Origin of the sequence: Phenylobacterium sp. VNQ135 (assembly GCF_049445735.1) — a bacterium.
Taxonomy (GTDB): domain Bacteria; phylum Pseudomonadota; class Alphaproteobacteria; order Caulobacterales; family Caulobacteraceae; genus Phenylobacterium.
Genome location: NZ_JBMSDS010000002.1, coordinates 1 through 22935, shown reverse-complemented (window position 1 = coordinate 22935; position 22935 = coordinate 1). Strand labels below are relative to the sequence as shown.

Annotated in this window: 20 protein-coding genes, 1 tRNA gene and 1 pseudogene; 14 read left to right on the top strand and 8 right to left on the bottom strand. The window is 69.7% G+C overall.

Annotated features, from left to right (window positions below; all coding sequences use genetic code 11):
* The first annotated feature begins 58 nt into the window (after window positions 1-58).
* The 4 genes from ACO2Q0_RS05755 to ACO2Q0_RS05740 are packed head-to-tail and all read left to right on the top strand — an operon-like array spanning window position 59 to window position 3479.
* A complete protein-coding gene (locus tag ACO2Q0_RS05755) occupies window positions 59-556 on the top strand; it encodes a SixA phosphatase family protein (protein WP_423350545.1) in 498 nt (165 codons plus the stop codon).
* The gene (locus ACO2Q0_RS05750) at window positions 553-894 is read left to right on the top strand and encodes a DUF952 domain-containing protein (RefSeq protein ID WP_423350544.1); all 342 of its coding nucleotides are present in this window, start codon (window positions 553-555) and stop codon (window positions 892-894) included. The genes ACO2Q0_RS05755 and ACO2Q0_RS05750 overlap by 4 nt, the downstream gene beginning before the upstream one ends.
* Window positions 891-1934 carry a quinone-dependent dihydroorotate dehydrogenase gene (locus tag ACO2Q0_RS05745; RefSeq protein ID WP_423350543.1) on the top strand — a complete coding sequence of 348 codons (1044 nt, stop codon included), beginning with the start codon at window positions 891-893 and terminating at the stop codon, window positions 1932-1934. The genes ACO2Q0_RS05750 and ACO2Q0_RS05745 overlap by 4 nt, the downstream gene beginning before the upstream one ends.
* A 60-nt stretch (window positions 1935-1994) precedes the next feature.
* Window positions 1995-3479: a sensor histidine kinase gene (locus tag ACO2Q0_RS05740; RefSeq protein WP_423350542.1), complete on the top strand. Its 1485-nt coding sequence runs from the start codon at window positions 1995-1997 to the stop codon at window positions 3477-3479.
* Here the strand turns inward: ACO2Q0_RS05740 and ACO2Q0_RS05735 are convergent.
* On the bottom strand, window positions 3476-5206 hold the full coding sequence (locus ACO2Q0_RS05735; RefSeq protein ID WP_423350541.1) for a gamma-glutamyltransferase family protein: 1731 nt from the start codon (window positions 5204-5206) through the stop codon (window positions 3476-3478). The genes ACO2Q0_RS05740 and ACO2Q0_RS05735 overlap by 4 nt on opposite strands.
* Before the next feature lie 80 nt (window positions 5207-5286).
* Here ACO2Q0_RS05735 and ACO2Q0_RS05730 point away from each other — a divergent pair, with 80 nt between their 5' ends.
* Both ACO2Q0_RS05730 and ACO2Q0_RS05725 read left to right on the top strand, forming a co-directional pair.
* Window positions 5287-6309 (top strand): P1 family peptidase, encoded by a 1023-nt coding sequence (locus ACO2Q0_RS05730; protein WP_423350540.1) that lies wholly within the window; start codon window positions 5287-5289, stop codon window positions 6307-6309.
* A 43-nt stretch (window positions 6310-6352) separates the two neighbouring features.
* A complete protein-coding gene (locus ACO2Q0_RS05725; protein ID WP_423350539.1) occupies window positions 6353-7651 on the top strand; it encodes a hypothetical protein in 1299 nt (432 codons plus the stop codon).
* A gap of 20 nt (window positions 7652-7671) precedes the next feature.
* Here the strand turns inward: ACO2Q0_RS05725 and ACO2Q0_RS05720 are convergent, their stop codons facing one another.
* Window positions 7672-8493 carry an FkbM family methyltransferase gene (locus ACO2Q0_RS05720; RefSeq protein ID WP_423350538.1) on the bottom strand — a complete coding sequence of 274 codons (822 nt, stop codon included), beginning with the start codon at window positions 8491-8493 and terminating at the stop codon, window positions 7672-7674.
* A gap of 136 nt (window positions 8494-8629) precedes the next feature.
* On the opposite strand from ACO2Q0_RS05720, the gene ACO2Q0_RS05715 reads away from it, so the two are divergent.
* Window positions 8630-8706, top strand: a tRNA-Arg gene (locus tag ACO2Q0_RS05715).
* Window positions 8707-9052: 346 nt separating this feature from the next.
* Here ACO2Q0_RS05715 and ACO2Q0_RS05710 read toward each other — a convergent pair.
* The 3 genes from ACO2Q0_RS05710 to ACO2Q0_RS05700 form a co-directional block, all read right to left on the bottom strand.
* Entirely contained in the window at window positions 9053-9931 is an 879-nt protein-coding gene (locus ACO2Q0_RS05710; protein WP_423350537.1) for a formylglycine-generating enzyme family protein, read from the bottom strand.
* Between the two features lie 148 nt (window positions 9932-10079).
* Window positions 10080-11666 carry a sulfatase-like hydrolase/transferase gene (locus ACO2Q0_RS05705; protein WP_423350536.1) on the bottom strand — a complete coding sequence of 529 codons (1587 nt, stop codon included), beginning with the start codon at window positions 11664-11666 and terminating at the stop codon, window positions 10080-10082.
* 47 nt (window positions 11667-11713) lie between these two features.
* Window positions 11714-15127: an indolepyruvate ferredoxin oxidoreductase family protein gene (locus tag ACO2Q0_RS05700; RefSeq protein WP_423350535.1), complete on the bottom strand. Its 3414-nt coding sequence runs from the start codon at window positions 15125-15127 to the stop codon at window positions 11714-11716.
* A gap of 103 nt (window positions 15128-15230) precedes the next feature.
* Here ACO2Q0_RS05700 and ACO2Q0_RS05695 point away from each other — a divergent pair, with 103 nt between their 5' ends.
* The gene (locus tag ACO2Q0_RS05695; protein WP_423350534.1) at window positions 15231-15656 is read left to right on the top strand and encodes a nuclear transport factor 2 family protein; all 426 of its coding nucleotides are present in this window, start codon (window positions 15231-15233) and stop codon (window positions 15654-15656) included.
* A complete protein-coding gene (locus tag ACO2Q0_RS05690) occupies window positions 15653-16078 on the top strand; it encodes a PaaI family thioesterase (RefSeq protein WP_423350533.1) in 426 nt (141 codons plus the stop codon). The genes ACO2Q0_RS05695 and ACO2Q0_RS05690 overlap by 4 nt, the downstream gene beginning before the upstream one ends.
* A 377-nt stretch (window positions 16079-16455) precedes the next feature.
* On the opposite strand, the gene ACO2Q0_RS05685 is transcribed toward ACO2Q0_RS05690, so the two are convergent.
* Both ACO2Q0_RS05685 and ACO2Q0_RS05680 read right to left on the bottom strand, forming a co-directional pair.
* Window positions 16456-16812 carry a S1/P1 nuclease gene (locus tag ACO2Q0_RS05685; RefSeq protein ID WP_423350532.1) on the bottom strand — a complete coding sequence of 119 codons (357 nt, stop codon included), beginning with the start codon at window positions 16810-16812 and terminating at the stop codon, window positions 16456-16458.
* A 56-nt stretch (window positions 16813-16868) separates the two neighbouring features.
* Complete coding sequence (locus ACO2Q0_RS05680; protein ID WP_423350531.1) at window positions 16869-18089, bottom strand: spinster family MFS transporter; 1221 nt, start codon at window positions 18087-18089, stop codon at window positions 16869-16871.
* A gap of 203 nt (window positions 18090-18292) precedes the next feature.
* Here ACO2Q0_RS05680 and ACO2Q0_RS05675 point away from each other — a divergent pair, with 203 nt between their 5' ends.
* From ACO2Q0_RS05675 to ACO2Q0_RS05660, 4 genes are read left to right on the top strand one after another with little or no spacing between them, the layout of a single operon-like run.
* Complete coding sequence (locus ACO2Q0_RS05675) at window positions 18293-19129, top strand: fumarylacetoacetate hydrolase family protein (RefSeq protein ID WP_423350530.1); 837 nt, start codon at window positions 18293-18295, stop codon at window positions 19127-19129.
* Window positions 19130-19140: 11 nt separating this feature from the next.
* Complete coding sequence (locus tag ACO2Q0_RS05670) at window positions 19141-19692, top strand: VOC family protein (protein WP_423350529.1); 552 nt, start codon at window positions 19141-19143, stop codon at window positions 19690-19692.
* Between the two features lie 35 nt (window positions 19693-19727).
* On the top strand, window positions 19728-20576 hold the full coding sequence (locus ACO2Q0_RS05665; RefSeq protein ID WP_423350528.1) for a fumarylacetoacetate hydrolase family protein: 849 nt from the start codon (window positions 19728-19730) through the stop codon (window positions 20574-20576).
* Between the two features lie 4 nt (window positions 20577-20580).
* Complete coding sequence (locus ACO2Q0_RS05660) at window positions 20581-21552, top strand: NAD(P)H-quinone oxidoreductase (protein WP_423350527.1); 972 nt, start codon at window positions 20581-20583, stop codon at window positions 21550-21552.
* 132 nt (window positions 21553-21684) lie between these two features.
* On the opposite strand, the pseudogene ACO2Q0_RS05655 reads toward ACO2Q0_RS05660, so the two are convergent.
* Window positions 21685-21858: pseudogene (locus ACO2Q0_RS05655) on the bottom strand (FAD-dependent monooxygenase); the annotation flags it as partial.
* 124 nt (window positions 21859-21982) lie between these two features.
* On the opposite strand from ACO2Q0_RS05655, the gene ACO2Q0_RS05650 reads away from it, so the two are divergent.
* Complete coding sequence (locus ACO2Q0_RS05650; protein WP_423350526.1) at window positions 21983-22846, top strand: TonB-dependent receptor plug domain-containing protein; 864 nt, start codon at window positions 21983-21985, stop codon at window positions 22844-22846.
* The last annotated feature ends 89 nt before the right edge of the window (window positions 22847-22935 follow it).

Sequence of the window (22935 nt, the reverse complement as noted above, 5' to 3'; positions counted from 1 at the left end):
TCAATGGCTTGCAGCCACGCGGGGCTCGGCTAGAAGGCGCTTCGGGCAAGGGTTCCTCATGCAGCGGCTGATCCTCTTCCGGCACGGCAAGGCCGAACCGGACTCCCTGAGCGGCGACGACTTCGACCGCCGTCTGGCGCCCCGCGGGGTGCTGGAATCGGCCGCCATGGGCGCGAGCCTGGCCGACCTGGGCTTCACGCCGGACGTGGTGCTGGTCTCCACCGCGGCCCGCACGCGCGAGACCTGGGAGGCGATGGCCGCGAGCTTCCCGAACGCCGAGGCCCGGTTCGACCCGGAACTCTATCACGCCGACTCCGGCGCCCTGCGGCAGGCGGCGCGGGACGCGGGCAGGACCGCCGGCACGGTGATGCTGGTGGCGCACAATCCGGGCCTCCAGGAGCTGACCCTGCAGCTCCTGCTCGAGGGTTCGGCGCCGAACGACCTGGTCAACCAGGCCTCGCGCAAGTTCCCGCCGGCGGCGACGGCGGTGTTCCTGATCGACGCCAACGGGCGCCCCAGCTTCGACGGCCTCTTCTATCCCGATCCGCCGCGATGACCCGGATCTACAAGATCCTGCCGCGGGCCGATTGGACGCGGGCGCAGGCGGTCGGCCGGTTCGAAGGCTCGGCCGTGGACCTGAAGGACGGCTTCATCCACTTCTCGACCGGCCTGCAGGCGCAGGAGACCGCCCGGCGGCATTTCGCCGGCCAGGACGACCTCGTCGTGCTGGAGATCGAAGGCGACGACCTGGGCCCTGCGCTGAAGTTCGAGCCGTCCCGCGGCGGCGACCTCTTCCCGCACCTCTACGGGCTGCTGGACGTGGGCCACGTCAGGGCGGTCACCGATGCTCCGCTGGACGCCGAGGGCGTTCCGCAACTGGGCCCCTTGGCATGAGCGGGCTGCACGCGCTGGCGACGAGGGCTTTGCGCGGCCTCGATCCGGAGGACGCCCACAGCCTGGCGATACGCGGCCTGAAGGCGGGCCTCGGCCCTCGCACGGGCGCCGACGACCCGATCCTGGCGACCACGCTGGCGGGCCTGGCCCTGCCGAATCCCGTCGGCCTGGCGCCGGGTTTCGACAAAAACGCCGAGGTGTTCGGGCCGATGCTCAAGGCCGGCTTCGGTTTCGTGGAGTGCGGCACCGTCACCCCGAAGCCCCAGGCAGGCAATCCGCGACCGCGCCTCTTCCGCCTGACGGAGGATCACGCGGTGATCAACCGGATGGGCTTCAACAACGAGGGCCTGGAAGCGTTCGCCGCCCGTCTGGCGCGCCGCGGGGCCGGAGTCGTCGGCGCGAACATCGGCGCCAACAAGGACTCCGAAGACCGGATCGGGGACTACGTGACCGGGCTGCGGCGGCTGTGGGGGCTCGCCAGCTATTTCACGATCAACATCTCCTCGCCGAACACGCCGGGCCTTCGGGCCCTGCAGACCAAGGCGGCGCTGGAGGAGCTCCTGGGTCGGCTCGGCGCGGCGCGCGACGCGCTGCCGGCCTCGGGTCGCGCGCCCATGTTCCTCAAGGTCGCGCCCGACCTGGAGGAGGGCGAGGTGGAGAGCATCGCCCAGGTCACGGCCGCCTCCGGCCTCGCCGGGATCATCGTCTCCAACACCACCTTGAGCCGCGCGGGACTGACCTCGCCCCACCGGGACGAGGCCGGCGGCATGTCGGGCGCGCCGCTGATGGCGCTGTCGACCCACGTCCTGGCGGAGTTCGCGGCCGTCTCGGCCGGGCGGCTGACGCTGATCGGGGCGGGCGGAATCGCGTCCGGCGCGGACGCCTACGCCAAGATCCGGGCCGGCGCGCAGGCGGTGCAGCTCTATTCGGCGCTGGTCTTCGAAGGGCCGGGCCTCGTCACGCGGATCAAGCGCGAGCTGGCCGAGCGGCTCAGGGCCGATGGATTCCGCTCGGTCGCCGAGGCCGTGGGTGCGAAATAGCGGAGCTTGAACGGTCTTCGCCGCGTTGCCCTAGCGCCGCTGACGGATTACTCGGAGATCATGGCGGACGCCTCTGCGCGCATGGAGCCTCCCGAAAGGGGCAGGCGCCGCATCTTCTGGCCCGGCGGCCTGTCGGCGCGCCTGCTGGTGCTTACCGTCGTGTTCGCCCTGCTGGGCGGCCTGATCGCGATCCCGCCGACGCTCGCCGCGTATGAGCGCCAGTGGCTGCTGGACCGCGTGCGCGCGGCCGAACTCGCCTCATTGGCTCCCGAGGTGGCGCCGGACCGGGTGGTCAGCGAGCAGCTCAAGACCCAGCTCCTGGAGGGCGCCGGCGTCGAGATCGTGGCCATCTCCGTCGACGGCGTGCGTTCGCTGGTGTTCGCCGGCACGCGGCCGGCCGAGGCGCCCTATCTCGTGGACCTGCGCCCGCGGGCGGCGGGCCTCGGCATGTTCGCGCCGTTCCGCACGATCTTCGGTCCCGAGGGGCGGCGGGTCCGGGTCGTCGCCGAGCCGCGGTTCCGGCAGGCCGAATTCATCGAGTTCGTCGCCGTCGACACCGAGCTGAAGCGGGCGCTGGCGAGCTACCTGTGGCGGCTGCTGGCGATCGTGGCCTTTGTCTCGACCCTGGCCGGCGTGCTGGTCTTCGTGGCGCTGAACCTCTTCCTCGTGCGGCCCATGCAGCGGATCACCTACGCCATGGAGCGTTTCCGGGCCGATCCGGAGGATCCGATGGCGCGGGTGGAGCTGTCCGGCCGCCGCGACGAGATCGGTCGCGCCGAGGCCGAGCTCGACCGCATGCAGGCCGACCTGCGCGCGGCGCTGAATTCCCGCGCGCGGCTGGCGGCGCTGGGCGAGGCGGTCGCCAAGATCAATCACGACCTGAAGAACATGCTCACGGCCGCGCAGATCGCCTCGGAGCGGCTGGCGGCGCTGAAGGACCCGAAGGTCAGCCAGGCCCTGCCCCGGCTCGAACGGGCGCTGGACCGCGCGGTGAAGCTGGCGTCCGACGTGCTGACCTACGGCAAGACCCAGGAGGCCGCGCCCGAGCCGAAGCCGCTGCGCTTAGCGGACGCGGTGGATGAGGCGGCCTTCGAGGCCGGCTTGGCCGAACGCGGCCTGCGGCTGGTCCGCCACATGGACAGTTCGGACCAGGTGCTCGCCGATCCCGACCAGCTGCACCGCATCCTGGTGAACCTGTTCCGCAACGCCCGGCAGGCGATCGAGCATCAGCAGGGACGGCGCAGCCAGGGCAAGATCGAGGTCGCCCTGGAGGCGGCCCCGAACGCCGCGGTGATCCGGGTGTCCGACAACGGGCCCGGCGTGCCCGAGCGGGTGCGCGAGCGGCTCTTCCAGCCGTTCGCCGGCTCGGGGCGGCCCGACGGCGCAGGCCTTGGCCTGGCCATCGCCCGGGAGCTGGCCATCGGCCACGGCGGCGACCTGACCCTCGCCTCCACCGGACCGGAAGGTTCCACCTTCGAGATTCGCCTGCCTGGCGCGCCCACCAGGGCCGCGCCGCGCCGCCGGCGGACGAGGAACCCGGCCTAGGGGTTCAGCGGCAGCGCCACGCCCTCGCGCCGCGGATCGGCGCCGCCACGCAGCCCCTGGGGCGTCACCTCCACGCCGTGCAGGCCGGAGCCCTCGGCGCCCGCGCCGCTCCGCAAGGTCACGCCCTTGGCCGCGAGGCCTTGCGCGATCCCCGGCGGAAACTTGTCCACCTCGGCGGCATAGAAGGTTCCCGACGAGATCAGGTTCGGCAGGGCCAGCGCCTCCTGTATCGGCAGCTTCCAGTCGAGGACGCCGACGAGAGCTTTGAGGTTGTAGGCGAGGATCGCCGGCCCGCCCGGCGAGCCGACCGCGGCCACGAAGTTGCGGTTGCGGTCGAGCACGATGGCCGGGGCCATCGACGAACGGGGCCGCTTGCCGGGCGCCACGGCGTTGGCGACCGGCGCCCCCGTCTTGTCCTTCGGGGAGAAGGAGAAGTCGGTCAGCTGGTTGTTCAGGAAGAAGCCGTGGACCATCCGGCCCGAGCCGAAGATGCTCTCCACGGTCGTGGTCATCGAGACCACGTTGCCGGCGGGATCGACCACCACGAAATGGGTGGTGCCGGCGGGCTCGCGGGTGGCGTCCGGCGAACGCGCCTTGGCGCCGCGCGGCATGCCCGGCTCAGGCGCCGTGGGGCTGGCGACAGGGCCGATCAGCTTGGCGCGGGCGTCGAGGTAGGCCGGCTCCAGCAGGCCCTCGATCGGCACATCCACGAACGCAGGGTCGCCGATGTAGCGGTCGCGGTCGGCGTACATCAGCCGGCTCGCCTGGCTGAACAGGTACCAGCCCTCGGCGTCGTTCGGGTGGACGGCGATGTCGGTGCGCTCCAGCAGGCCCAGGCCCTGGAGGACGGCCGGTCCGCCCGAGGGCGCGCCCGGCGTGCAGACGATGTAGACCCGGAACGGACGGCACAGGGCTTCGCCCTTTCGGGGGCGGTAGCGCTTGAGGTCGTCCAGGCTCAGCGTCCCCGGCAGGGCGCCTTCGCGGACCTTGGCGACGATGGCTTCTGCGATCTCGCCCTCGAGCAGGGCCTTCGGACCTTGCGCGGCGATCTTCCGGACGGTGGCGGCGTAGGCCGGATTGCGGACCGTGTCGCCCTTCTGGATCTTCGTCCCGTCAGGCTTGCTGAAATAGGCGACGGCGTCCGGCGTGGACGCCTGGGGCGAGCGGCTGGACGCCGACATGGCCATGCGGCCGGGCGCCGGGAAGCCCTGGTCGGCCAGGCGCTCGGCGTCGAGGAACAGGCGGTTCCAGGCCAGCTTGCCGTGATCGGCCTGGGCCATGGCGAGCATGGCGACCGCACCCGGCGCTCCCGTCGAGCGCCCCGACAGGATCGCCGTCGCCCGATCCAGCGGCCTGCCGTCCGGCCCGATGAACATGTCTGGCGTTGCGCCGGCCGGTGCGGTTTCGCGGCCATCGTAGGCGGTCACGCTGCGGGTCCGGGCGTCGTAGTAGGTCATGAAGGCGCCGCCGCCGAGACCCGAGCTCTGCGGCTCCACGAGGCCCAGCACCGCCTGCACCGCCACGGCGGCGTCGACGGCCGAGCCGCCCTCGCGCAGCACCCTGAGACCCGCTTCGACGGCCATCGGATTGGCCGCCGCGACCATGCCCTGGCCGCGCGCGGCGGGTGCGGCGACGGGCGCGCTCTCCAAGCGCGCCGGGGGCGACGATTGGCAGGCGGCCAGCAGGACCGAAAGGGCCAGCGGAAGGAAGCGCGTTCTGACGGTCACAGGTCACTCCGGAAGCAGGAGGCCGCGACCATAGCCCCGCCCGCGTGGACAACAAGCGCCGGCTCGTGCGAGGTCGGGACATGGTCGAGATGCGCGCAAGACCCGGGCTCCGCAACCTGATCACCGACGTGCCGGGCCTGAAGGTCGGACAGGCGCATGACGCGCGCACGCGGACCGGGGTCACGGTGATCCTGCCCGATGAGCGCGCGGTGTGCGCCGTCGATGTCCGGGGCGGCGCGCCCGGCACTCGCGAGACCGACGCCTTGGCGCCCGAGAACCTGGTGGAAGCCGTGGACGCCGTCGTGCTGTCCGGAGGCTCCGTCTATGGCCTGTCGGCGGCGGACGGCGTGGTCGCCTGGCTGGGGGCGCAGGGCCGGGGCTACGGCCTCATTCCGGGTGTCCCGCCTTCGCCAGTGGTTCCGGCGGCGATCCTCTTCGACATGGCCAACGGGGGCGACAAGGCCTGGGGCGAGGATCCGCCCTACCGCGCGCTCGGGCGCGAGGCGGCGGAGTCCGCGGCCGCCGAGTTCGCGCTCGGCACGGCGGGCGCAGGCTACGGCGCCATGGCGGGCGCCCTGAAAGGCGGAACCGGCTCCGCTTCGATCGTCGCCGGCGACGGCTACACGGTCGGGGCGATCGTGGCGGTGAATGCGTGGGGCTCGGTGACGGCGCCCGGGGGCCGGACGTTCTGGGCCGCGCCCTACGAGATCGACGGCGAATTCGGCGGTGTGGGCTCGGCAGGCCTGATGGCGGAGCCGGAGGCCTGGGGCCTCGCCAAGCGCCCCGACGCCACCCGAAACACCACCATCGCCTGCGTCGCGACGGATGCGGCGCTGACCCCCGCCCAAGCCAAGCGGCTGGCGGTGATGGCTCAGGACGGCCTCGCCCGGGCGATCCGCCCGGCGCACGCCCCGTTCGACGGCGACATCGTCTTCGCGCTCTCGACCGATCGAAAGCCCCTGGAGGGGCTGGCCGACTTTACGCTTGCGCGACTGGGTTCGCTGGCGGCCGACACGCTGGCCCGGGCCGTCGCCAGGGGTGTCCACGAGGCCACAGCTTGGCCGCACGCCGACGTGCGCTGCTGGCGGGACCTTCCGGCCTGAGGCGACCGCTGTTACACGAGCGCTGCTGTTTCAGGAGTGCATGATGTCTACCGCACGCAAGTTCGTGCTGGCCGCCGGCGTGGCCGTGCTCGCCACCGGCGCCGTGGCGCAAACCAAGGCCCCGGCCCAGCCGCAACAGAAGGTGACGGGCCCCATCGCCACCTATTGGATGAGCGCCGCGACCCAGAGCGGCTTCGGCATGCCGGGCGCCAGCGGCGGTCCGGACGCCGGGGCGATGATGCGCGCCATGATGGGCGGCGGCGGAGCCTCGAAGTCGCTGCAGCTGCAGCTGGGCTCCAGCCAGGCCAATCCCGCGCCGGCCGCCGACCACCTGCCGCCGACGGGCCTGCAGGCGGGCGCCAGGCTGCCCCTGCTCACGCCGAAGCAGACGCCGGCGGTGAAGGAGAACACCCCTGAGGCGTACGTGCCGCCCGAGTACAGGAAGCCGCGCGGCCGGATGCTGATCTTCTGGGGTTGCGGCGAACGCGCCCGGCCGGGCCAGCCGTACGTCATCGACTTCGCCAAGATGGCCGAAGGCAAGCAGAACCCTGCCGGCCTGTTCAAGGGCATCGACTATCGGGCCATGCAGCCGCCGTCGGCCTCGCGCAACAAGACTTATGGCGAGTGGCCGAACGAGAAGACGCGCGACCTCGTGCCGGCGCGCGGCTCCCTGGTGGGCGCCCACACCGTCCGCGGCAACTACAGCCCCGAGATCAGCTTCAGCCTGACGCCCGACCAGGACTTCCTGGCGCCCATCAACCTGACGACCAACCAGAAGGCGCCCGGCGGCTGGGCCAACCTGGGCTGGGGCGCCGTGCCCCAGGCGCGCGCCTACTACGCCTCGGCCATGGGCGGCGACGGCGAGACGGTGGTGATGTGGTCCTCGTCCGAGGCCCAGGCCGCGGCGTTCTCGAATCCCGACTACCTGAGCCAGGGCGACATCTCGCGGCTTGTCGCCAACAAGACCCTGCTGGGGCCGCAGACGACGAGCTGTGCGGTGCCGAAGGAGGTTCTGGACGCCGCCCCGCAGGCGATGTTCCAGCTGGTGGCCTACGGCGGCGAGGCGAACTTCGTCCATCCGCCCCGGCCGCAGGACCCGAAGGTCGCCTGGAATCAGGAGTGGGCGGTGAAGGTCCGCTACCGCTCGGCGACCGGCGGCCTGCTGGGCCAGGCGATGCCGGGCATGGGCGGCTTCGACGCCGACGACCAGGACGCGGCGCCGTCACGCCGCGGCGCGCAGCAGCAACAGCCTCCGAAGGACCCCAAGGCCGAGCGCCGCAAGGCGATCATGCGCGGCCTGGGCGGCGCGGTCGGCGGAGCCCTGGGCGTGCCGATCCCCTGACGCGGGCGGTCTCCGGGTGGCTAGGCGCCGAGGCCGTACCGCCTGAGATAGGGATAGGCGTCCACGTGGTGCGGGCGCGGCTCTTCCGCGTCCGCAACCCGCGTCAGGGGCCACGGCGAGCTGACGCCCGCGGGCGTTGCAACCCAGTTGTCGTCGCCGTTGACCCGGTCGTTCCGCGCCCGCGGACGCGGCGAGCGGCGTGTGCCGAACGGAGAGAAGAACCAGAAGATCTCGCAGCCGGCCGCCTGTAGCGTCTCGAACACCTCGCGACGGCTTTCGGGCGTGGCGGGTTTCTCGATGAACCAGAGGGCTCGACCCGTCCTCAGGATCTCGCTCGACCCCTTCAGCACCTCGGCCTCGAAACCCTGGACGTCGACCTTGATGACCGCCGCGTCGGCGCCCAGCGCGTCGGCCGGGAGCTGCAGAACCGGGGTGAGCGGGGCGTTCTGGTGAAAGCCCGAGTCGCCGAAATTGAGCTTCTGGTCGAGGGGCAGCGTCGGAAAATCGACGATGGTCCGCACGGCGCCGGCGGCGGCGTTGACGACCTCCACGTTCTCCAGGTGGTTCGCATGCGTGTTGGCGGCCAGCACAGAGCAGAGGCCGCGATGCGGCTCGACGGCCGTGACGCGCCAGCCGGGCGCGCGTCTGGCGAAGGGCAAGGCGATCGCCCCGATGTTGGCGCCGATGTCCAGGAATCGGCCCTCTGCGGCCGTAGCCGCCTCGACAAGGAAGTCCACCTCGGGGCCGGCGAACTCGCCATACCTCTGCAGCGCCTGGCCCACGACAGTGTCGCCCTCGGGGAACAGGAACGTCAGCCCGGAGGCGCGGGTGCAGTTCAGCATCGTTCGAGGACCACTCTTAGGACGGAGGATCTGGTAGACCGCGAGCCGGAGCCCGTCGAGATGCCACGCTGCGCAAGGAAACGGTTGAAACCGCCGTCCCACCTCGCTAGATAGCGCCCCTCGCCGAAAGGCATGCGCGCCCGTAGCTCAGCTGGATAGAGCATCAGACTACGAATCTGAGGGTCGGACGTTCGAATCGTTCCGGGCGCGCCATTTTCTTCCCTTAAAGATCAATAAGATAGAGTCCGCGCTCCTGGCTCTCCCCAACCTAGAATAGGCATTAGGTTGGGGTTTAGGTTGGGGTTTACGCCGAAACGGCATGAGAACACCGCCGTTTTCACCCAACGCCTGGTAAGCACACGATCTCCTTCGATCCTGAGATAGCGCTTCCGGGTCCATCAAGACGCGCCCAAGAGGTCGACCTCTCGTCGAAATTTCGACGGACGTTCCGCTGCCGAGCGACCCGATCGAGGCCAGTATTCCTCCGGGCGGCGTCTGCACGAGACGTCGCATGAACCGGTCATGCGCCAACGGTGGAACCCCTTGACGCAACCCCTGGTCAGCGTCTTGGTGAAGCATAGCTTGTGGTCGTAATAGACGCTGATTGCACGGTTCCGTGATCGTTGTTCGAAGATCGCGTGACGTTTGGGTCTCGCGTCACGGTGCGAAAGCCGATGTGCGACGCGCCCGTGTCCGGCGGTCCCGCCTGGCGCGCCGACGGCCGGTAGCGGAAGCAGAAGTCGTCGGCGCATAGGAATGAGCCGCCCTTGATCAGGTGAGTTGCAGCCGCACCGTCGGAGGTGGGTTGGCGCGTCCATTCCCACACGTTGCCCGCCATATCGTAGAGGCCAAAGCCGTTGGCCGGAAAGCAGCCGACGGGGGCCGCCTTGGCGCGATAGCCGTCGGACGCCGCGTCAACGGCGGGAAAGGGACCCTGCCAGTAGTTCGCGCGGGGCGCCTCGGCGGTCGGCGGCGCGTTGCCCCACACATATCGGGCGCCGTCCAGGCCGCCGCGGGCGGCGTATTCCCATTCGGCCTCGGTTGGGAGGTCGCGCCCACGCCAGCGAGCGTAGGCCAGGGCGTCGGCATAGCCGACATGTACGACCGGCTCCTGATCGGCGCCTTGGATCGAACTTCCAGGCCCCCGGGGGTGGCGCCAGTCGGCGCCGTCGACGATGCGCCACCAGCGCGCTGGATCCTCCAGTCGCGGGTCGGCGTCGGCGCCGACGAAGACTAGCGACGAGGGACGCAGCCGCGCGGCATCCATGCCGGGGTAATCACGCGGGTCAGGCTGTCGTTCGGCCAGGGTCACGTAGCCGGTGGCCCGTACGAACGCCGCGAACTGCGCGTTCGTCACTTCGGTGCGGTCGATGCGGAAGGCCGCGACCGTCACGCGCCGTGGCGGGCCTTCGTCCGGCCCCTGCGGATCAGCGCCCATGGTGAACGCCCCCCCGGGCAGCGCCACATCGCCCGCCAACGCCGCGCAATGGCGCGACGGCGGCGCGGCGGCGCGTGGGGGCGAAGCCCGATCGCAACCGGTCGCGACGAGCGCGATGAGCGCGGCGATCGGGCCTGAACCACGCATCCTATTCCGGCGTCGAGAGCGCCCAGTAGATAAACTCGGCGTCCTTCGGCCGCGGCGAGATATCGCCGTCGATCCAGATGCGCCGGCGACCCAGGTGCGGCCAGTTCGGCGTCACCAGTTCCTTGTCGTGCGCATCGACCAGCGCGCGCATCGCCTTGACCTTGTCCGGCATCGCCTCCGCCAGATTGCTGCGCTCGCCCGGATCGGTGCGCAGATTGTAGAGCCAGACCTTGTCCGGGTACTTGCTCACCTGCAGCTTGAAGTCGCCCTGCAGAACGGCGTGGTAGTGCTCGCTGCGCCAGAACAGAGTGCGGCCGGTCAGGTCGTCGCGGCCCTCCGTCATGATCGGCATCAGATTGCGCCCATCGAGCGGCTTGCCGCCCGGGCGCTGGGCCTGGCCGGCCGACAGCAACGTCGGCGCCAGGTCCAGGAGACTCGCCGGCGCTCGGATCACCTCGCCGGCCGGAAGCCGACGCGGCCAGCGGATCATCATCGGGACATTGAAGCCGCCCTGGAAGTAGGTGGTCTTCCAGCCGCGGTTGGGGAGGTTGGAGGTGGGGCTGTGGATGTACGACGCGGCCCCGTTGTCGCTGGCGAAGACGACGATAGTGTCCTGGTCCAGGCCCTCGGCTTCCAGCTTGCGTATGACGCGCCCGATGGAGTCGTCCAAGGCGACGATCATCGAATAGTAGACGCGAAGCTGGTGTTCGGGGATGTGACCCATGCGATCGTAGATGTCCTTCGGCGCCTGCAGCGGATTGTGCGGGGCGTTGAAGGCCAGATAGATCGCGAACGGCCGGTCCTTGTTGCGGCCGATGAAGTCCACCGCCTCGTCGGCCAGTTGATAGGTCATGTAATCCTTGACCGGCTCGACCTTGCCATTGCGCATCAGCTGCGCCTTCAGGCGTTTCCAGATCGCAGTGTCGAAGGTGCTCCAGGGGAGGGGCGCATTGACCATCTTCGGATCGTCGGCCGGCGCCATCAGGGAAGCGCCGCCGGGGAAGATCAACGACTCGTCGAAGCCCCGGGCGGCCGGCAAGAGGTTCGGAGCATAGCCCACATGCCACTTGCCGTAGGCCGCGGTCCGATAGCCCGCCGCCTTCAAGGTCTGAGCCCAGGTCGTTTCGGTGTCGGGGATGCCGCGTTGCTCGGGCGGCGCCAACGGCGGCAGGTCCTTCGCCTGCATGATGTCGCCGGGCTCATGATCGTCGTCGACCTTGCCGGCGGCGCGCTCGGCCAGGGCGTTCTCGATCACCCCGGCGGGCGGGACGTTGGATTCGAATCCGAAGCGCTGCTGGTAGCGCCCGGTGAGCAACCCGGCGCGCGACGGCGCACAGACGGCGTCGGACGAATAGGCCTGCGTGAAGCGCACTCCGTCGCGCGCCAGCGAGTCGATGTTCGGCGTCCGGACCACCGTCTGGCCGTTCAGAGAGATGTCGTTGTAGCCCAGGTCGTCCGCGAGGATGACGATGATGTTCGGCCGGCGCGGCGCCTGGGCCGCGGCCTGAGGAGCCGCGGATGCTGTCGGCAGCGCGACCGCCGCACAAAGGGCGGCGATGCCGCCGGCCTTGCGAATGGATTTGAACACTCTACGCCTCCCTTGAAGCAATTCTTGTGGCCTGGAGCGCTCTGCGCCTAGACCGTTTCGAGTTGTTGATTGGCTGCCGACGGCGTGCGCCAGGCGGCCAGCAGCCGGGCGCGTTCGGCGTCAAAGCGGTCCATCGCAGCGGCCTTCACGTGGCCGAAGCCGCGCACATCGCCCGGCAGGGCCAGGAGCGCCTGGGCGACGTCGCGCGGACGACCGCCCAACCCGTCCAGGACCTCATGCAGGGTGGCTTCGTAGTCGGCGAGCAGCCGTCGCTCGCGCCGCCGCTCGAGGGCGTAGCCGAACACATCGAACGGCGAGCCTCGCAGCCCCTTTAGGCGGGCCAGCACCCCGAACATCGGGAAGACCCAGGGCCCGAAGGCGACCTTGCGGGGCCGTCCGTCCGAACCCTTGGGGGCGATGAGCGGCGGCGACAGATAAAGGCGCACCGCGCCGACGTCGGTGAACTCCCGTTCGAGCGCGCGGCGGAACTCGCCGTCGCTGTAGAGCCGGGCCACTTCGTACTCGTCCTTGATGGCCATTAGCTTGAAGAGTCCCGTGGCGGCCGCCCGGGCCAACTCGGCGTCCTTGGCCGCGTAACGGCGGACCCAAGCGCTGTAGCGGTCGGCATAGGCGCGATCCTGATAGGCTTCCAGGAAGGCCCGGTGACGCGTCTCCAGGACGTCCAACGGCTCGGGCGCCGCCGCCTGGACCTCCGTCGGGTTCGTCAGCGCCTGCAGCGCGGCCTCACCGTCGGCCGCCAGCCGCCGGCCGAGTTCGAAGGCTGCCAGGTTCATCGGCACGGCGGCGCCGTTCAGTCGGATGGCGGTGTGGAGGCTCTCCAGGCTGACGGGAAGGCCCCCGCCCTGCCAGGCGAAACCCAGCATCAGCATGTTCGAGAAGACCGTGTCCCCCAGCAACTGACGGGCGAGGCCGGCGGCCGCGCACCGGGCGATCCCGCCCAAGGCCGCGGCTTCGATCCGCCCGATCACCGCGTTCGCATCGAGACGGGCCTTCGTATCGAAGGTCACGCCCGAGGTCGGCGCAACATCGGCGTTGATCACGGCGCGCGCGGCTGCGCTCAGAAGATCGAGGTGCTCCGGTGTGGCGGCCACCACGGCGTCGCACGCGATCAGCAGATCAGCGCCGCCCGCGCCGATCTTCACCGCGGCGATCTCCTCCGGTGTCCGCGCCAGGGTGAGGTGGCTGGCGACCGCGCCGTTCTTCTGCGCCAGGCCGGTCATGTCGAGTACGCTACCGGCCAGCCCATCCAGGTGGGCGGCCATCGCGGTGACCGCGCCGATGGTGACGACGCCGGTGCCGCCGATCCCGGTGATCAGAATCCGCCGGGGCGCGTCCAACGCAAGCGCCGGCGGCGGGAGGTCCGGCTGGGCCGCCAGCCAGTCCTGCAGGCGGCGGTTGTCGGCGCGGCGGGGCTGGGCTCCCGAGATCTCCGCGAACGAGGGGCAGAAGCCCTCCAGGCAGGAGAAGTCCTTGTTGCAGGCCGACTGATCGATCGCCCGCTTGCGCCCCAACGACGTCTCGATTGGCGTGACCGCGATGCAGCCCGACACCTTGACGCAGTCACCGCAGCCCTCGCAGACCCGCTCGTTGATGAAGAGGCGCTTGGGCGGATCTGGCATCAGCTTGCGCTTGCGCCGCCGCCGCTTCTCGGCAGCGCAGACCTGCTCGTAGATCATCGCGCTGACGCCTTGGACCTCGCGCAGTTCACGCTGGACGGCGTCGACCTCCTGGCGCGCACGCACCTGCACGGCGGACTCGAGGGCCCGCGGGCGCTCGGGCTCGTCGGTCACCACCACGATCCGCCGAACGCCTTCGGCGGCAAGTTCCCGGCAGATCTCTTCGACGCCGAGGGTCCCGTCCACGGGCTGCCCGCCCGTCATGGCGACGGCGTCGTTGTGCAGGATCTTGTAGGTGATGTTGACGTCCGCCGCGACGGCCGCGCGGATGGCTAGGAAGCCCGAGTGGAAATAGGTCCCATCGCCCAGGTTCTGGAACACGTGCGGGCGATGCACAAAGGGCGCCTGGCCGATCCAGGTCGCGCCTTCGCCGCCCATCTGACAGACGGTGGCGGTGTTCCGGTCGGGCATCCGGCTGGCCATGGTGTGGCAGCCGATGCCGCCCAGGGCGATGGAGCCGTCCGGCACCCGCGTGGAGCGGTTGTGGGGACAGCCCGCGCAGAAGAACTCCTTGCGAACCAGCAGGTCCGGGAGCGGCGCGACCGGGGCCGGGCGCGGCGTCAGGTCCGTCCCCAGGCCAGGGTCGAGCGCCGACAACGCCTCGGCGATGAGACGCGGAGAAAGCTCGCCGTGCTCCGGGAGCAGCGGTCGGCCATCCGGGCCGCGCTTGCCGAACACTTTGGGGGCTGCGGCCGCCGCGGCGTCGAACAGAAGCGCCTTCAGCTGGGGCTCGACCAGGCCGCGCTTCTCTTCCACCACGAGCAGGCGCTCGCACGACCCCGCGAAGGCCAGGATGGCGTTGGGCTCGAGCGGCCAGGGCATGCCGACCTTGAAGACGGCCAGGCCCAACTGCTCTGCCCGGGCCTCGTCGAGACCACTGGCGCGCAGCGCTTCGACGACGTCGCCGTGCGCCTTGCCGACCGTGACCAGGCCCAGCCGAGGGGTCTTCGCCCCCCAGACCTGGCGGTCGACGCCGTTGGCCCGCGCAAACGCCTGCGCCGCGGCAAGCTTGGCGTCCACCAGCCGGGCCTCCATGCGCATCTTGTCTTCCGGCCACCGAATGGAGAGCCCGTCCGCCGGACGTTCGTCGCTCTCCGGCAAGCGGATGGGCGGCCGCGCGGCGTAGCCCGGGATCGAGGCGCTGGAATCGGCGACCTGGGTCGTCACCTTCATACCCACCCAGCAGCCTGCGTAGCGGGACATGGCATAGCCCAGGAGCCCGTACTCAACGACCTCGCGCAGGTCGGACGGCGCCAGCACGGGCATCATGGCCGCGACGAAGGCCTGCTCGCTCTGGTGGGCGATGGTCGAGGACTTGGCGGCATGATCGTCGCCGCCGATGGCCAACACGCCGCCTTTGGCGGATGTGCCGGCCATGTTGGCGTGTTTGAAGACGTCACCGCAACGGTCGACGCCCGGCCCCTTGCCGTACCAGAGTCCCAGCACGCCATCGACGCGGGCGTCTGCGATAAGACCGGTCTGCTGTGACCCCCAGATCGCGGTCGCGGCGAGCTCCTCGTTGACCCCGGGCTGGAAGCGGATGTTGCGCGGTTGCAAGCGTCCTTTGGCCGCCCAGAGCTCGGCGTCCAGACGGCCCAGCGGCGAGCCCCGATAGCCAGAGACGAACCCGCCGGTGCGCAACCCTGCGCGGACGTCCCGCTCATGCTGCTCGATGAGCATCCGCACGATCGCTTGCATGCCATTGACCAGGATTCGCTCCTGGCTAAGGTCGTACCGATCGTCGAGCGTAGGCGCAGAGATCACCGGGGCGGACAAATCGCTCTCCAAGAATGCATGCAAAAAGGCTTGTACTATGCAATCTTTTCCGCGATCAAGCGGGTGCAGCACGAGACTTGAGGGAGAGTAAATGATCGCCGCCGAGCGCTACGCCGCCTGCCAACAGCTGATCGCCGAGTTCTGGGGACAGCTCGATCGCGACGACTACGAGGGTCTCGTCTCGCTGATGGTGCCGGATGGCCGCTGGAACCGCGCCGGCAAGTGGCGCGAAGGTGTGGCCGAGGTCCGCGCGGCCATGGACGAGCGCCCGGGGGGCCTCTTCGTGCGCCACGTCATCACCAACCTGCGCTGCGAGGATGGCGCCGATGGCGTGCATTGCCGCTACTATCTGACCGCCTTCTCCAGCCGCAGCGCGAACGCTGGGCCGCCGCCCTATCCGGCTGGCCCGCCGAGCCTCCTGGCGGATTACCACTCGATCTGCGTGGAGACGCCCGACGGCTGGCGCATGAAGGAACTGAGCGGCCAGTTCGCGTTCCGCACCGTGTTGGCGGCGTGAGCCAACCGCCGGTCACCCTCGAGCGCCTGCGGACGAGTGTCTCCGGAGGCTTCTTCGGTCAGGTGCTTAAGGGTGAAGTCGTCTCCTGCTCCGACGGGGTCTGCGAGGTGCAGGTCCCTGTCGGCCCGCACATCCAGCAATACGCCGGCTTCGTGTTCGGCGGGATCGTGGGCTTCATCGCCGATGTCGCCGGCGCGTGGGCCTGCGCCTCCCAGACCGGCCCCAACGTCACCAGCCAGATGAACATCCACTTCCTGGCCCCGGCGAAGGGCGAGCTGCTCCTGGCCCGGGCCCGCGTTGTCCGCCTCGGCCGCAACCTCAGCGTCGCCCAAAGCGAGGTCTTCGTCCTGCGCCACGGCGTCGAACGTGAGGTTGCGCTGGCGACGGTGACAGCTGCGCCTCTCGAACCTCGTCCCGCCTAGGCGCCTTCGCCCGCCTGACACTTCAGATGGTAGCCCCGCGGACCTCTGCTGACGGCAGAGCGGCTGCGTGGCGCGGCCCTAGGTTCCGCAGCGTTTTGCGTTGGCGAGCAGCGCTTCCACGAAGGTCATGATCAGGCGCCCTGCCGGCGCCTCGCTGTCGTTGCTCGCTGCAAGGCGAGACCGGTGCGAATCGGCTTGCGGGCTACTTCAAGTTCTGGTCGAGCAGGTTGGCGAGCCGCGCTGCCGCGAGCGCCGCGCGGGCCTTTGGCATGCACCGGCGCCTGGGCGCTATAATCGTCCGTCAGGCTGAAGGGGCCCGCACCCGGCGAGGCCGTTCGCAACTGCCTTCGCCGGCGCGACGCTCGCGCTCGCGCCGTTCACGGCGCCCAGCTGTGCTTCCAGAACGCGTGCAGCACGCCATCGCAGCCACTGCAGTTCACGAACACCTCGCCGCCGCCCTTGTCGCCGTTGGGCGTCGCGGCGGACAAGCGCGCGACCGCATGCATGGGCTGGTGGAGGTCACCCACCAGGTGGGCGAGCCAGACGACGTGGTAGGACTTTCGGTTCTCCATCGTGCGAGATCTGTCAAGGTTCGCGGAGCGCTGTTCTTCGATTTCCCCGCGGTTCAGGCTGTCGTCGGTGCGAGGTTGTTCCGGCGAGCCGGCGCGTCGGCGGGTGGATCGAAGCCGACAGGCAGGTCGCCGCGGAGTGGCGCTTCCATGGCGACCATCCATGGCTTCCCGGGTTGCTGCAGATTGTCGCCACTCTGTTGTTCGCGCACGCCTGAAGGCTAGGCTTTCAGATCCTGCAGGATGGTGCGTCGGGCAAGCATCAGATGCAGGACCGGCCACAGGGCAATGGCGCTGCACCACAGCAGTCCATAGCGCAGCGATTCAGCGCCGACGTGCCCATACAGGTCGCTGACGAAGCCGATGAACAGAGGCCCCGCCCCGGTGCCGATGAGGCTGGTGAGCAGGGTGAGAACGGCGGCCGCACGGGCGCGCAGGTGCGCCGGCGTCACGCCTTGCACCAGGGCAAAGCAGGGGCCATGGGCCGCGAGGCCGAAGAAGCTCGAGAAGAAGTTGAAGGTCAGCGAGATCGACGCCTGGTCGGCGAGGAGCATGGCGATCTTGAAGGCGAAGGCCAGGATCGCGCAGATGATGGCGTAGGCGATGGCGGTCAGCGGCCCGCGTTTCAGCAGGCGGTCACCGATGTAGCCGCCGAGGAGGGCGCCCAGGGTCGAGGCGAGGCCACTGACGGCGCCGTAGACGAGGCCCACCTGGCCGATCGTCAAGCCGTAGGAGCGGACATAAAAGGAGGGGAGCCACTGCTGCAGGCCGAACGAGACGAACCCTCCGGCGCCGAAGACCAGCACCATGTGGATGTAGGCCGGCCGCGCCCGGATGAGCCCCAAGATGGTGGTGGGCTCGCCGGCGGCGGCCACCAGCGCGGACTTGGGGTCGGCGCCGCCGCGCGGCGGCTCGCGCAGAGTGAGCCAGACCACGACGGCGAGGAGGAGTCCCGGCAGGCCCAGGATCACGAAGGTCTCTCGCCAGCCGAACTGGGCCACCAGCAGCCCGCCGATCATCAGGCCGCACATGGATCCGATCGTGCTGCCCGCGGTGTGGATGGCGAGCGCGCTGGACCGCTTGGCAGGGGGCACGTAGTCACTGATCAGGGAATGTGACGACGGCAGGCAGCCGGCTTCGCCAACCCCGACGCCGACCCGGCACATCAAGAGGTGCAGAAAGCTCTGCGCCGTCCCGCAGATGGCGGTCATGCTGCTCCAGATGACCAACGCGACCGCGATGATGTTGCGGCGGATCGAACGGTCGGCGAGGGCGGCGATCGGGATGCCGAGCGTGGCGTAGAACAGGGCAAAGGCCAGGCCGGACAGGAAGCCCAGCTGCGTGTCGTTCAAGCCGAGGTCTGCCTTGATCGACGGCATGAGGACCGAGATCACCGTGCGGTCCATGAAGTTGAAGACGTTCACCACAGCGAGCAGCACCACGACATAGCCCACATAGGCCGGCGTGAAGCCGGGGCGTGGCTGAGATGGCGCAACGTCGGCGCTCTCAACGTCTGTAGTCACGGCGTCCTCCCAATTTTGGACAACTTGCGATATCCGCACGCCGTTCGCAAGATTGCATGCCGCTCTTTCCTTGACGGTCTCAGACCAGCCTCATAGATTGCATGCAATAAAAGGGAGGTCGCATGCGTCTGATACGTTGCCGCGAGAACGGAAAGGACCGCCTGGGACGCCTAGATGGCGATGAGGTGACGCTTCTGCAGGCGACGGGCGACTGCCTGTCGAGCCTCATCGCCTCCAGGGCGATGGTGAGCGCAGGGCCATCGCGCTCGCTGGGCGGACTGGAACTGCTCGCGCCCATCCGGCTCGGCCGCTTCTTCTGCATCGGCCTCAACTATTCTGCCCATGTGGCCGAAACCGCGCGCGACCCTTCGGAACGCCCATCGGTGTTCCTGCGCTCGGCGGACTCCTTCGCCGCGCCCGGCGCGGCCCTCTGGCGGCCGCACGCGTCGACCCACTTCGACTACGAAGGCGAACTGGGCTGCGTCATCGGCCGCGCGGGCCGCCAGATCAGCGAGTGCGACGCCCTGGACCACGTCTTCGGCTACACGTGCGTGATGGAAGGCAGCGTTCGTGACTTCCAGAAGCACTCGGTGGGTGCCGGTAAGAACTTCGAACGCTCCGGCGCGATCGGCCCCTGGATCGTCACCAAGGACGAGGCTCCCGCCTGGGACGCCATGCGCCTGCGCACGCGGCTGAACGGCGAGGTGGTGCAGGAGGCCGGAACCGACACGATGATCTGGGGCGTGCCGGAGATCATCGCCTACCTCTCGCAGATCACCACCCTCCTGCCGGGCGACGTCATCTCGACCGGTACGCCCGCCGGGGTGGGCGCGCGCCGAACCCCGCCGCTCTGGATGAAGGCCGGCGACCGCGTGGAGGTCGACATCGATGGGGTGGGAACCCTGTTCAACGGCGTGGTCGACGAGCCTGCGCCTGCTGCAATCGCCGTCCCGGCCTAAAGGAGCTGCCAATGCAATGGCCTTCGACCCGTGTCACGCACGTCGGACTGTCCGTCACTGACATCGACCGCTACATCGACTTCGGAGTGAACGCGCTCGGCATGAAGGTCATGAAACGGGCCGCGGGGCGGTTCGCCACGCTGAGCTTCGGCTACCAACACCATGACATCGCGCTGCTTCCGGTTCCGCCCGGCACGCCGAAGGCGCACGGCGCGGGCCTGCACCACATCTGCTTCGACCTGGGCAATTACCAGAACTGGGTTCTGGCCTTCGGCCGGCTCGTCGACGCCGGCGTCCGGGTCGACCGGGTCACCGATCACCGGACCGGCGTCGGTATCTACTTCAGCGATCCCGAGGGCAACCAGTTCGAGTTTTGGTACGAGGCCTTCTCCAGCATGGAGGAGGCGATCGAGAACGGCCGGCTGATGTCCGAGGAGTTCGAGGAGAACTACGTCGGCTATCCGGTCGATCAGGCCCAGCTCTACCGCGACTACCAGGCCATGAAGGCGCGTTGCGATGAGGCGCCGGCCGCGTCGCCGGCGCGCGAACTCGAACCGGCCTGATCGCCGCCGAACGCACGACACGAGAGGGGGACTGCATGAAACTGGCGACGTTCATCGCCGGCGAGCGAACGCGCGTAGGCCTGGTGGGCGGTCGCGGAGTCGTCGATCTGACGGCCCGCGACCCGGCCTGGGTCACGCTTCGCGATATCCTGGAGCGTGGAGAGTTGTCGCTTGCGGCGGCGCATGCCGGCGCCGTCGCGGACTTCAACTTCGACGAGGTCCGCTGGGCGCCCGTGGTGCCGCAGCCGCGCCGGCTTTTCCTCATTCTGCTGAACTACGAGGAGGACCGGATCTCGCAAGGCCGTCCGAAGCTGCTCTATCCGCATCTAATGGCGCGCTTTCCGGACACCCAGGTCGGCCACGGCGAACCCCTGGTCATCCCCAAGGCCACGGCCGAGTTCGACTTCGAGGGTGAGATCGCTGTGATCCTGGGACGTGGCGGGTTCGCCATTCCGCGCGAAAACGCCATGGAGCACGTGGCGGGGTATGCCTGTTACAACGACTGCGCGGCGCGCGACTATATGCGCCACACCCGCCACTTCACGGCCGCCAAGGCGTTCCCGGCCTCCGCAGGCTTCGGCCCGTGGATGACGACGGCCGACGAGATCGCCTCGGTGGGCGACCTCAAGCTCACCACGCGCCTCAATGGAGAGGTCTATCAGACGGGCGCGGCCGACGGCCTGACCTATCCGATCGACGAGCTGATCGCCTACCTCTCGAGCTGGACGCGACTGCATGCGGGCGACGTCATCGCCACCGGCTCCCCGGGCGGCGCGGGCCACACCCGTGTCCCGCCGCGCTGGCTGAAGCCCGGCGACGTCGTGCAGGTCGAGGTGGCGGGGGTCGGGGTCCTCTCCAACCCCTTCGTCGCCCAGGCTGACTGACGTCATGCAGTGTATCGAGGTCGTCGACGGCGGCGCGGCCCTGCAGCTCACCGAGCGGCCCAAGCCGCCGGTTGGGCCGGGCGAGGTCCTGATCAAGGTCGCCTTCTCCGGAGTGAACCGGGCCGACCTGTCCCAGCGCGCTGGCCGCTACCCGCCGCCGCTTGGCGCGTCGGACATCCTGGGGATCGAAGTCGCCGGCGAGATCGTCGCGGTCGGCAAAGCGGCCGGCCCCTGGAGCCCCGGCGACAAGGTCTGCGCGCTCGTCGCCGGCGGGGGCTATGCCGACCACTGCCTGGCCCCCGTCGAACAGCTCGCCCCCGTGCCGCCCGGCGCGACCCTCGCTGGTGCGGCGGCGCTCCTGGAGGCGGCCTGCACCGCCTGGGACAATGTCTGGCGGCGCGGCCGCCTGCAGCCTGCCGAGACGCTGCTCGTGCATGGTGGCGGGAGCGGCGTCGGCGTGGCCGCGATCCAGATCGCACGCGCCTTGGGCCATCGCGTCGTGGCCACGGCCGGCACGCCGGAAAAGGTCGAGCGCTGCCGGCGGCTGGGCGCGTCCCTCGCCATCGACTATCGCGCCCAGGACTTCGTGGCGGAGACCCTGGCCTTCACTGAGGGCCAGGGTGTCGATGTCATCCTGGATCTGGTGGGCGGGCCTTACCTCGGCCGGAACCTGCAATGCCTGGCGCCGGAAGGCCGCCTCTCGGTGATCTCGGTGAGCGGCGGGCCGATCGGCGAACTCGACCTGGCGCTCATGATGCGCCGGCGCCTCAGCGTGATCGCTTCGACGCTGCGCGCTCGCAGTCCTGAGGCTAAGCGTCAGGTGATCACGGAGACCGTCGAGGTCGTCTGGCGCCTGGTGGCGCGTGGTGAGGTGGTCCCAGTCATCGATGAGGTCTTTCCCGCCGCCGACGCCGAGGCGGCCCATGCGCGCATGCGCGCGAGCGCCCACTTCGGAAAGCTGCTGCTGGCCTGGTGAGCCGTGCCGAGACGTCGCTCCGCAGCCGGATGGTTTGACCGGCACGCCTGCGTGCATCGACACGGGGGACAACGAGGGGGCGGCGCTCATCAACGCGCGCCCCTCAACAGCGCCTAATCGGCCGCGGAAGATCTCCAAGGTGCGGGTCTTCAGCACGTGGGCCTGGGGCGCCTGGTGCGGCCCGCCGCGCCGTTCGACGAGCAGCTGGTCGATGCCCCGGGCCGAGCGCAGCAGGGCGGTGAGCCCCACAGGACCTGCGCCCACCACCACCACCACCACCACCACCACCGGAAGTTCCCGCGTCATCGCATTCCACTCCCTGTTGCACGCAATCATGTGGTCTGAGCCGTGTATTCCGGGTGTTGACCTGCATGGCAGTCGCAATTATGCATGCAAAAAATAACACAGCACCTCAGGGGGAGGGATTTTCATGAGAGTTCGCCTGCTCGGCGCCACGGCGTTCGCCGTCGTCTCCGCTGCGGCCACGATGGCCTCTGCGCAACCCGTGCCGAAGAGCGATGCGGGCGTGATCGAGGAACTCGTGGTCACGGCGCGTCGTCGCGCGGAATCGGTGGTGGACGTGCCGGCGACCGCGACCTTCATGGGCGGTGAGGAGTTGCAAGCTCGCGCGGTGGAGGATTCCCGCGACCTGGCGCGGACGGTCCCTGGCCTTACGGTCTCCAACACGGGCGGCCAGAGCAATATGAACATCGTCGTGCGCGGCCAGGGCGGCGCCACGGCGTTCCGCGGCAACGCCGACGGCGCGGTCGGGCTCTACGAGGACGGACTCTACGTGGGTTCTTCCTCCTTCACCCGCCTGAGCTTCTTCGACCTGCAGCGCTCGGAAGTCCTGCGTGGACCGCAGAGCGCCTATTTCGGCCGCAACGCGCTCGGCGGCGCGATCAACCTGGTTCACCAGCGCCCGGACTTGGGCGCGGCGGGCGGCAGCGTCACGGTGGGCTACGGCGTCAGCGACACCTGGACGGGGGACGTCGTCGCCAACCTGCCGGTGAACGACCAGCTGGCCTTGCGCTTCGGCGCGACGTACCTCGACAAGAACAAGGGCTTCTTCCGCAATACGCGGGATCCGCGCACCAACGTTCTGGGCGATCGCTACCTCGACCATGAGGACTATTGGGGCGGCCGGCTCCAGGCGCTCTGGAAGCCCAGCGAGACCTTCAGCGCCCTCGTCCGGGCCGAGTATTTCGACGAGGATTCGCCGGGCCTGGGGCAGTTCTCCTACGACCTGCTGACCATGGCCTGCCCCCAGGGGGTGATCCAAGCTCAATGTTAGTGCACGGCGGGCTCTGACGCCATGTTTGGGGTGGGCGAGCGCGCGCCCTCAACAGCTGGCGCGCTCGCCCATGGCACGATGCCGCCGCT

Bases quoted from the DNA above. Each gene is read 5' to 3' on its own strand.
- ACO2Q0_RS05755 (WP_423350545.1), top strand. From the start codon at position 59: ATGCAGCGGCTGATCCTCTTCCGGCACGGCAAGGCCGAACCGGACTCC.
- ACO2Q0_RS05750 (WP_423350544.1), top strand. From the start codon at position 553: ATGACCCGGATCTACAAGATCCTGCCGCGGGCCGATTGGACGCGGGCG.
- ACO2Q0_RS05745 (WP_423350543.1), top strand. From the start codon at position 891: ATGAGCGGGCTGCACGCGCTGGCGACGAGGGCTTTGCGCGGCCTCGAT.
- ACO2Q0_RS05740 (WP_423350542.1), top strand. From the start codon at position 1,995: ATGGCGGACGCCTCTGCGCGCATGGAGCCTCCCGAAAGGGGCAGGCGC.
- ACO2Q0_RS05730 (WP_423350540.1), top strand. From the start codon at position 5,287: ATGGTCGAGATGCGCGCAAGACCCGGGCTCCGCAACCTGATCACCGAC.
- ACO2Q0_RS05725 (WP_423350539.1), top strand. From the start codon at position 6,353: ATGTCTACCGCACGCAAGTTCGTGCTGGCCGCCGGCGTGGCCGTGCTC.
- ACO2Q0_RS05720 (WP_423350538.1), bottom strand. From the start codon at position 8,493: ATGCTGAACTGCACCCGCGCCTCCGGGCTGACGTTCCTGTTCCCCGAG.
- ACO2Q0_RS05710 (WP_423350537.1), bottom strand. From the start codon at position 9,931: ATGGGCGCTGATCCGCAGGGGCCGGACGAAGGCCCGCCACGGCGCGTG.
- ACO2Q0_RS05695 (WP_423350534.1), top strand. From the start codon at position 15,231: ATGATCGCCGCCGAGCGCTACGCCGCCTGCCAACAGCTGATCGCCGAG.
- ACO2Q0_RS05685 (WP_423350532.1), bottom strand. From the start codon at position 16,812: ATGGATGGTCGCCATGGAAGCGCCACTCCGCGGCGACCTGCCTGTCGG.
- ACO2Q0_RS05675 (WP_423350530.1), top strand. From the start codon at position 18,293: ATGCGTCTGATACGTTGCCGCGAGAACGGAAAGGACCGCCTGGGACGC.
- ACO2Q0_RS05670 (WP_423350529.1), top strand. From the start codon at position 19,141: ATGCAATGGCCTTCGACCCGTGTCACGCACGTCGGACTGTCCGTCACT.
- ACO2Q0_RS05665 (WP_423350528.1), top strand. From the start codon at position 19,728: ATGAAACTGGCGACGTTCATCGCCGGCGAGCGAACGCGCGTAGGCCTG.
- ACO2Q0_RS05660 (WP_423350527.1), top strand. From the start codon at position 20,581: ATGCAGTGTATCGAGGTCGTCGACGGCGGCGCGGCCCTGCAGCTCACC.
- ACO2Q0_RS05650 (WP_423350526.1), top strand. From the start codon at position 21,983: ATGAGAGTTCGCCTGCTCGGCGCCACGGCGTTCGCCGTCGTCTCCGCT.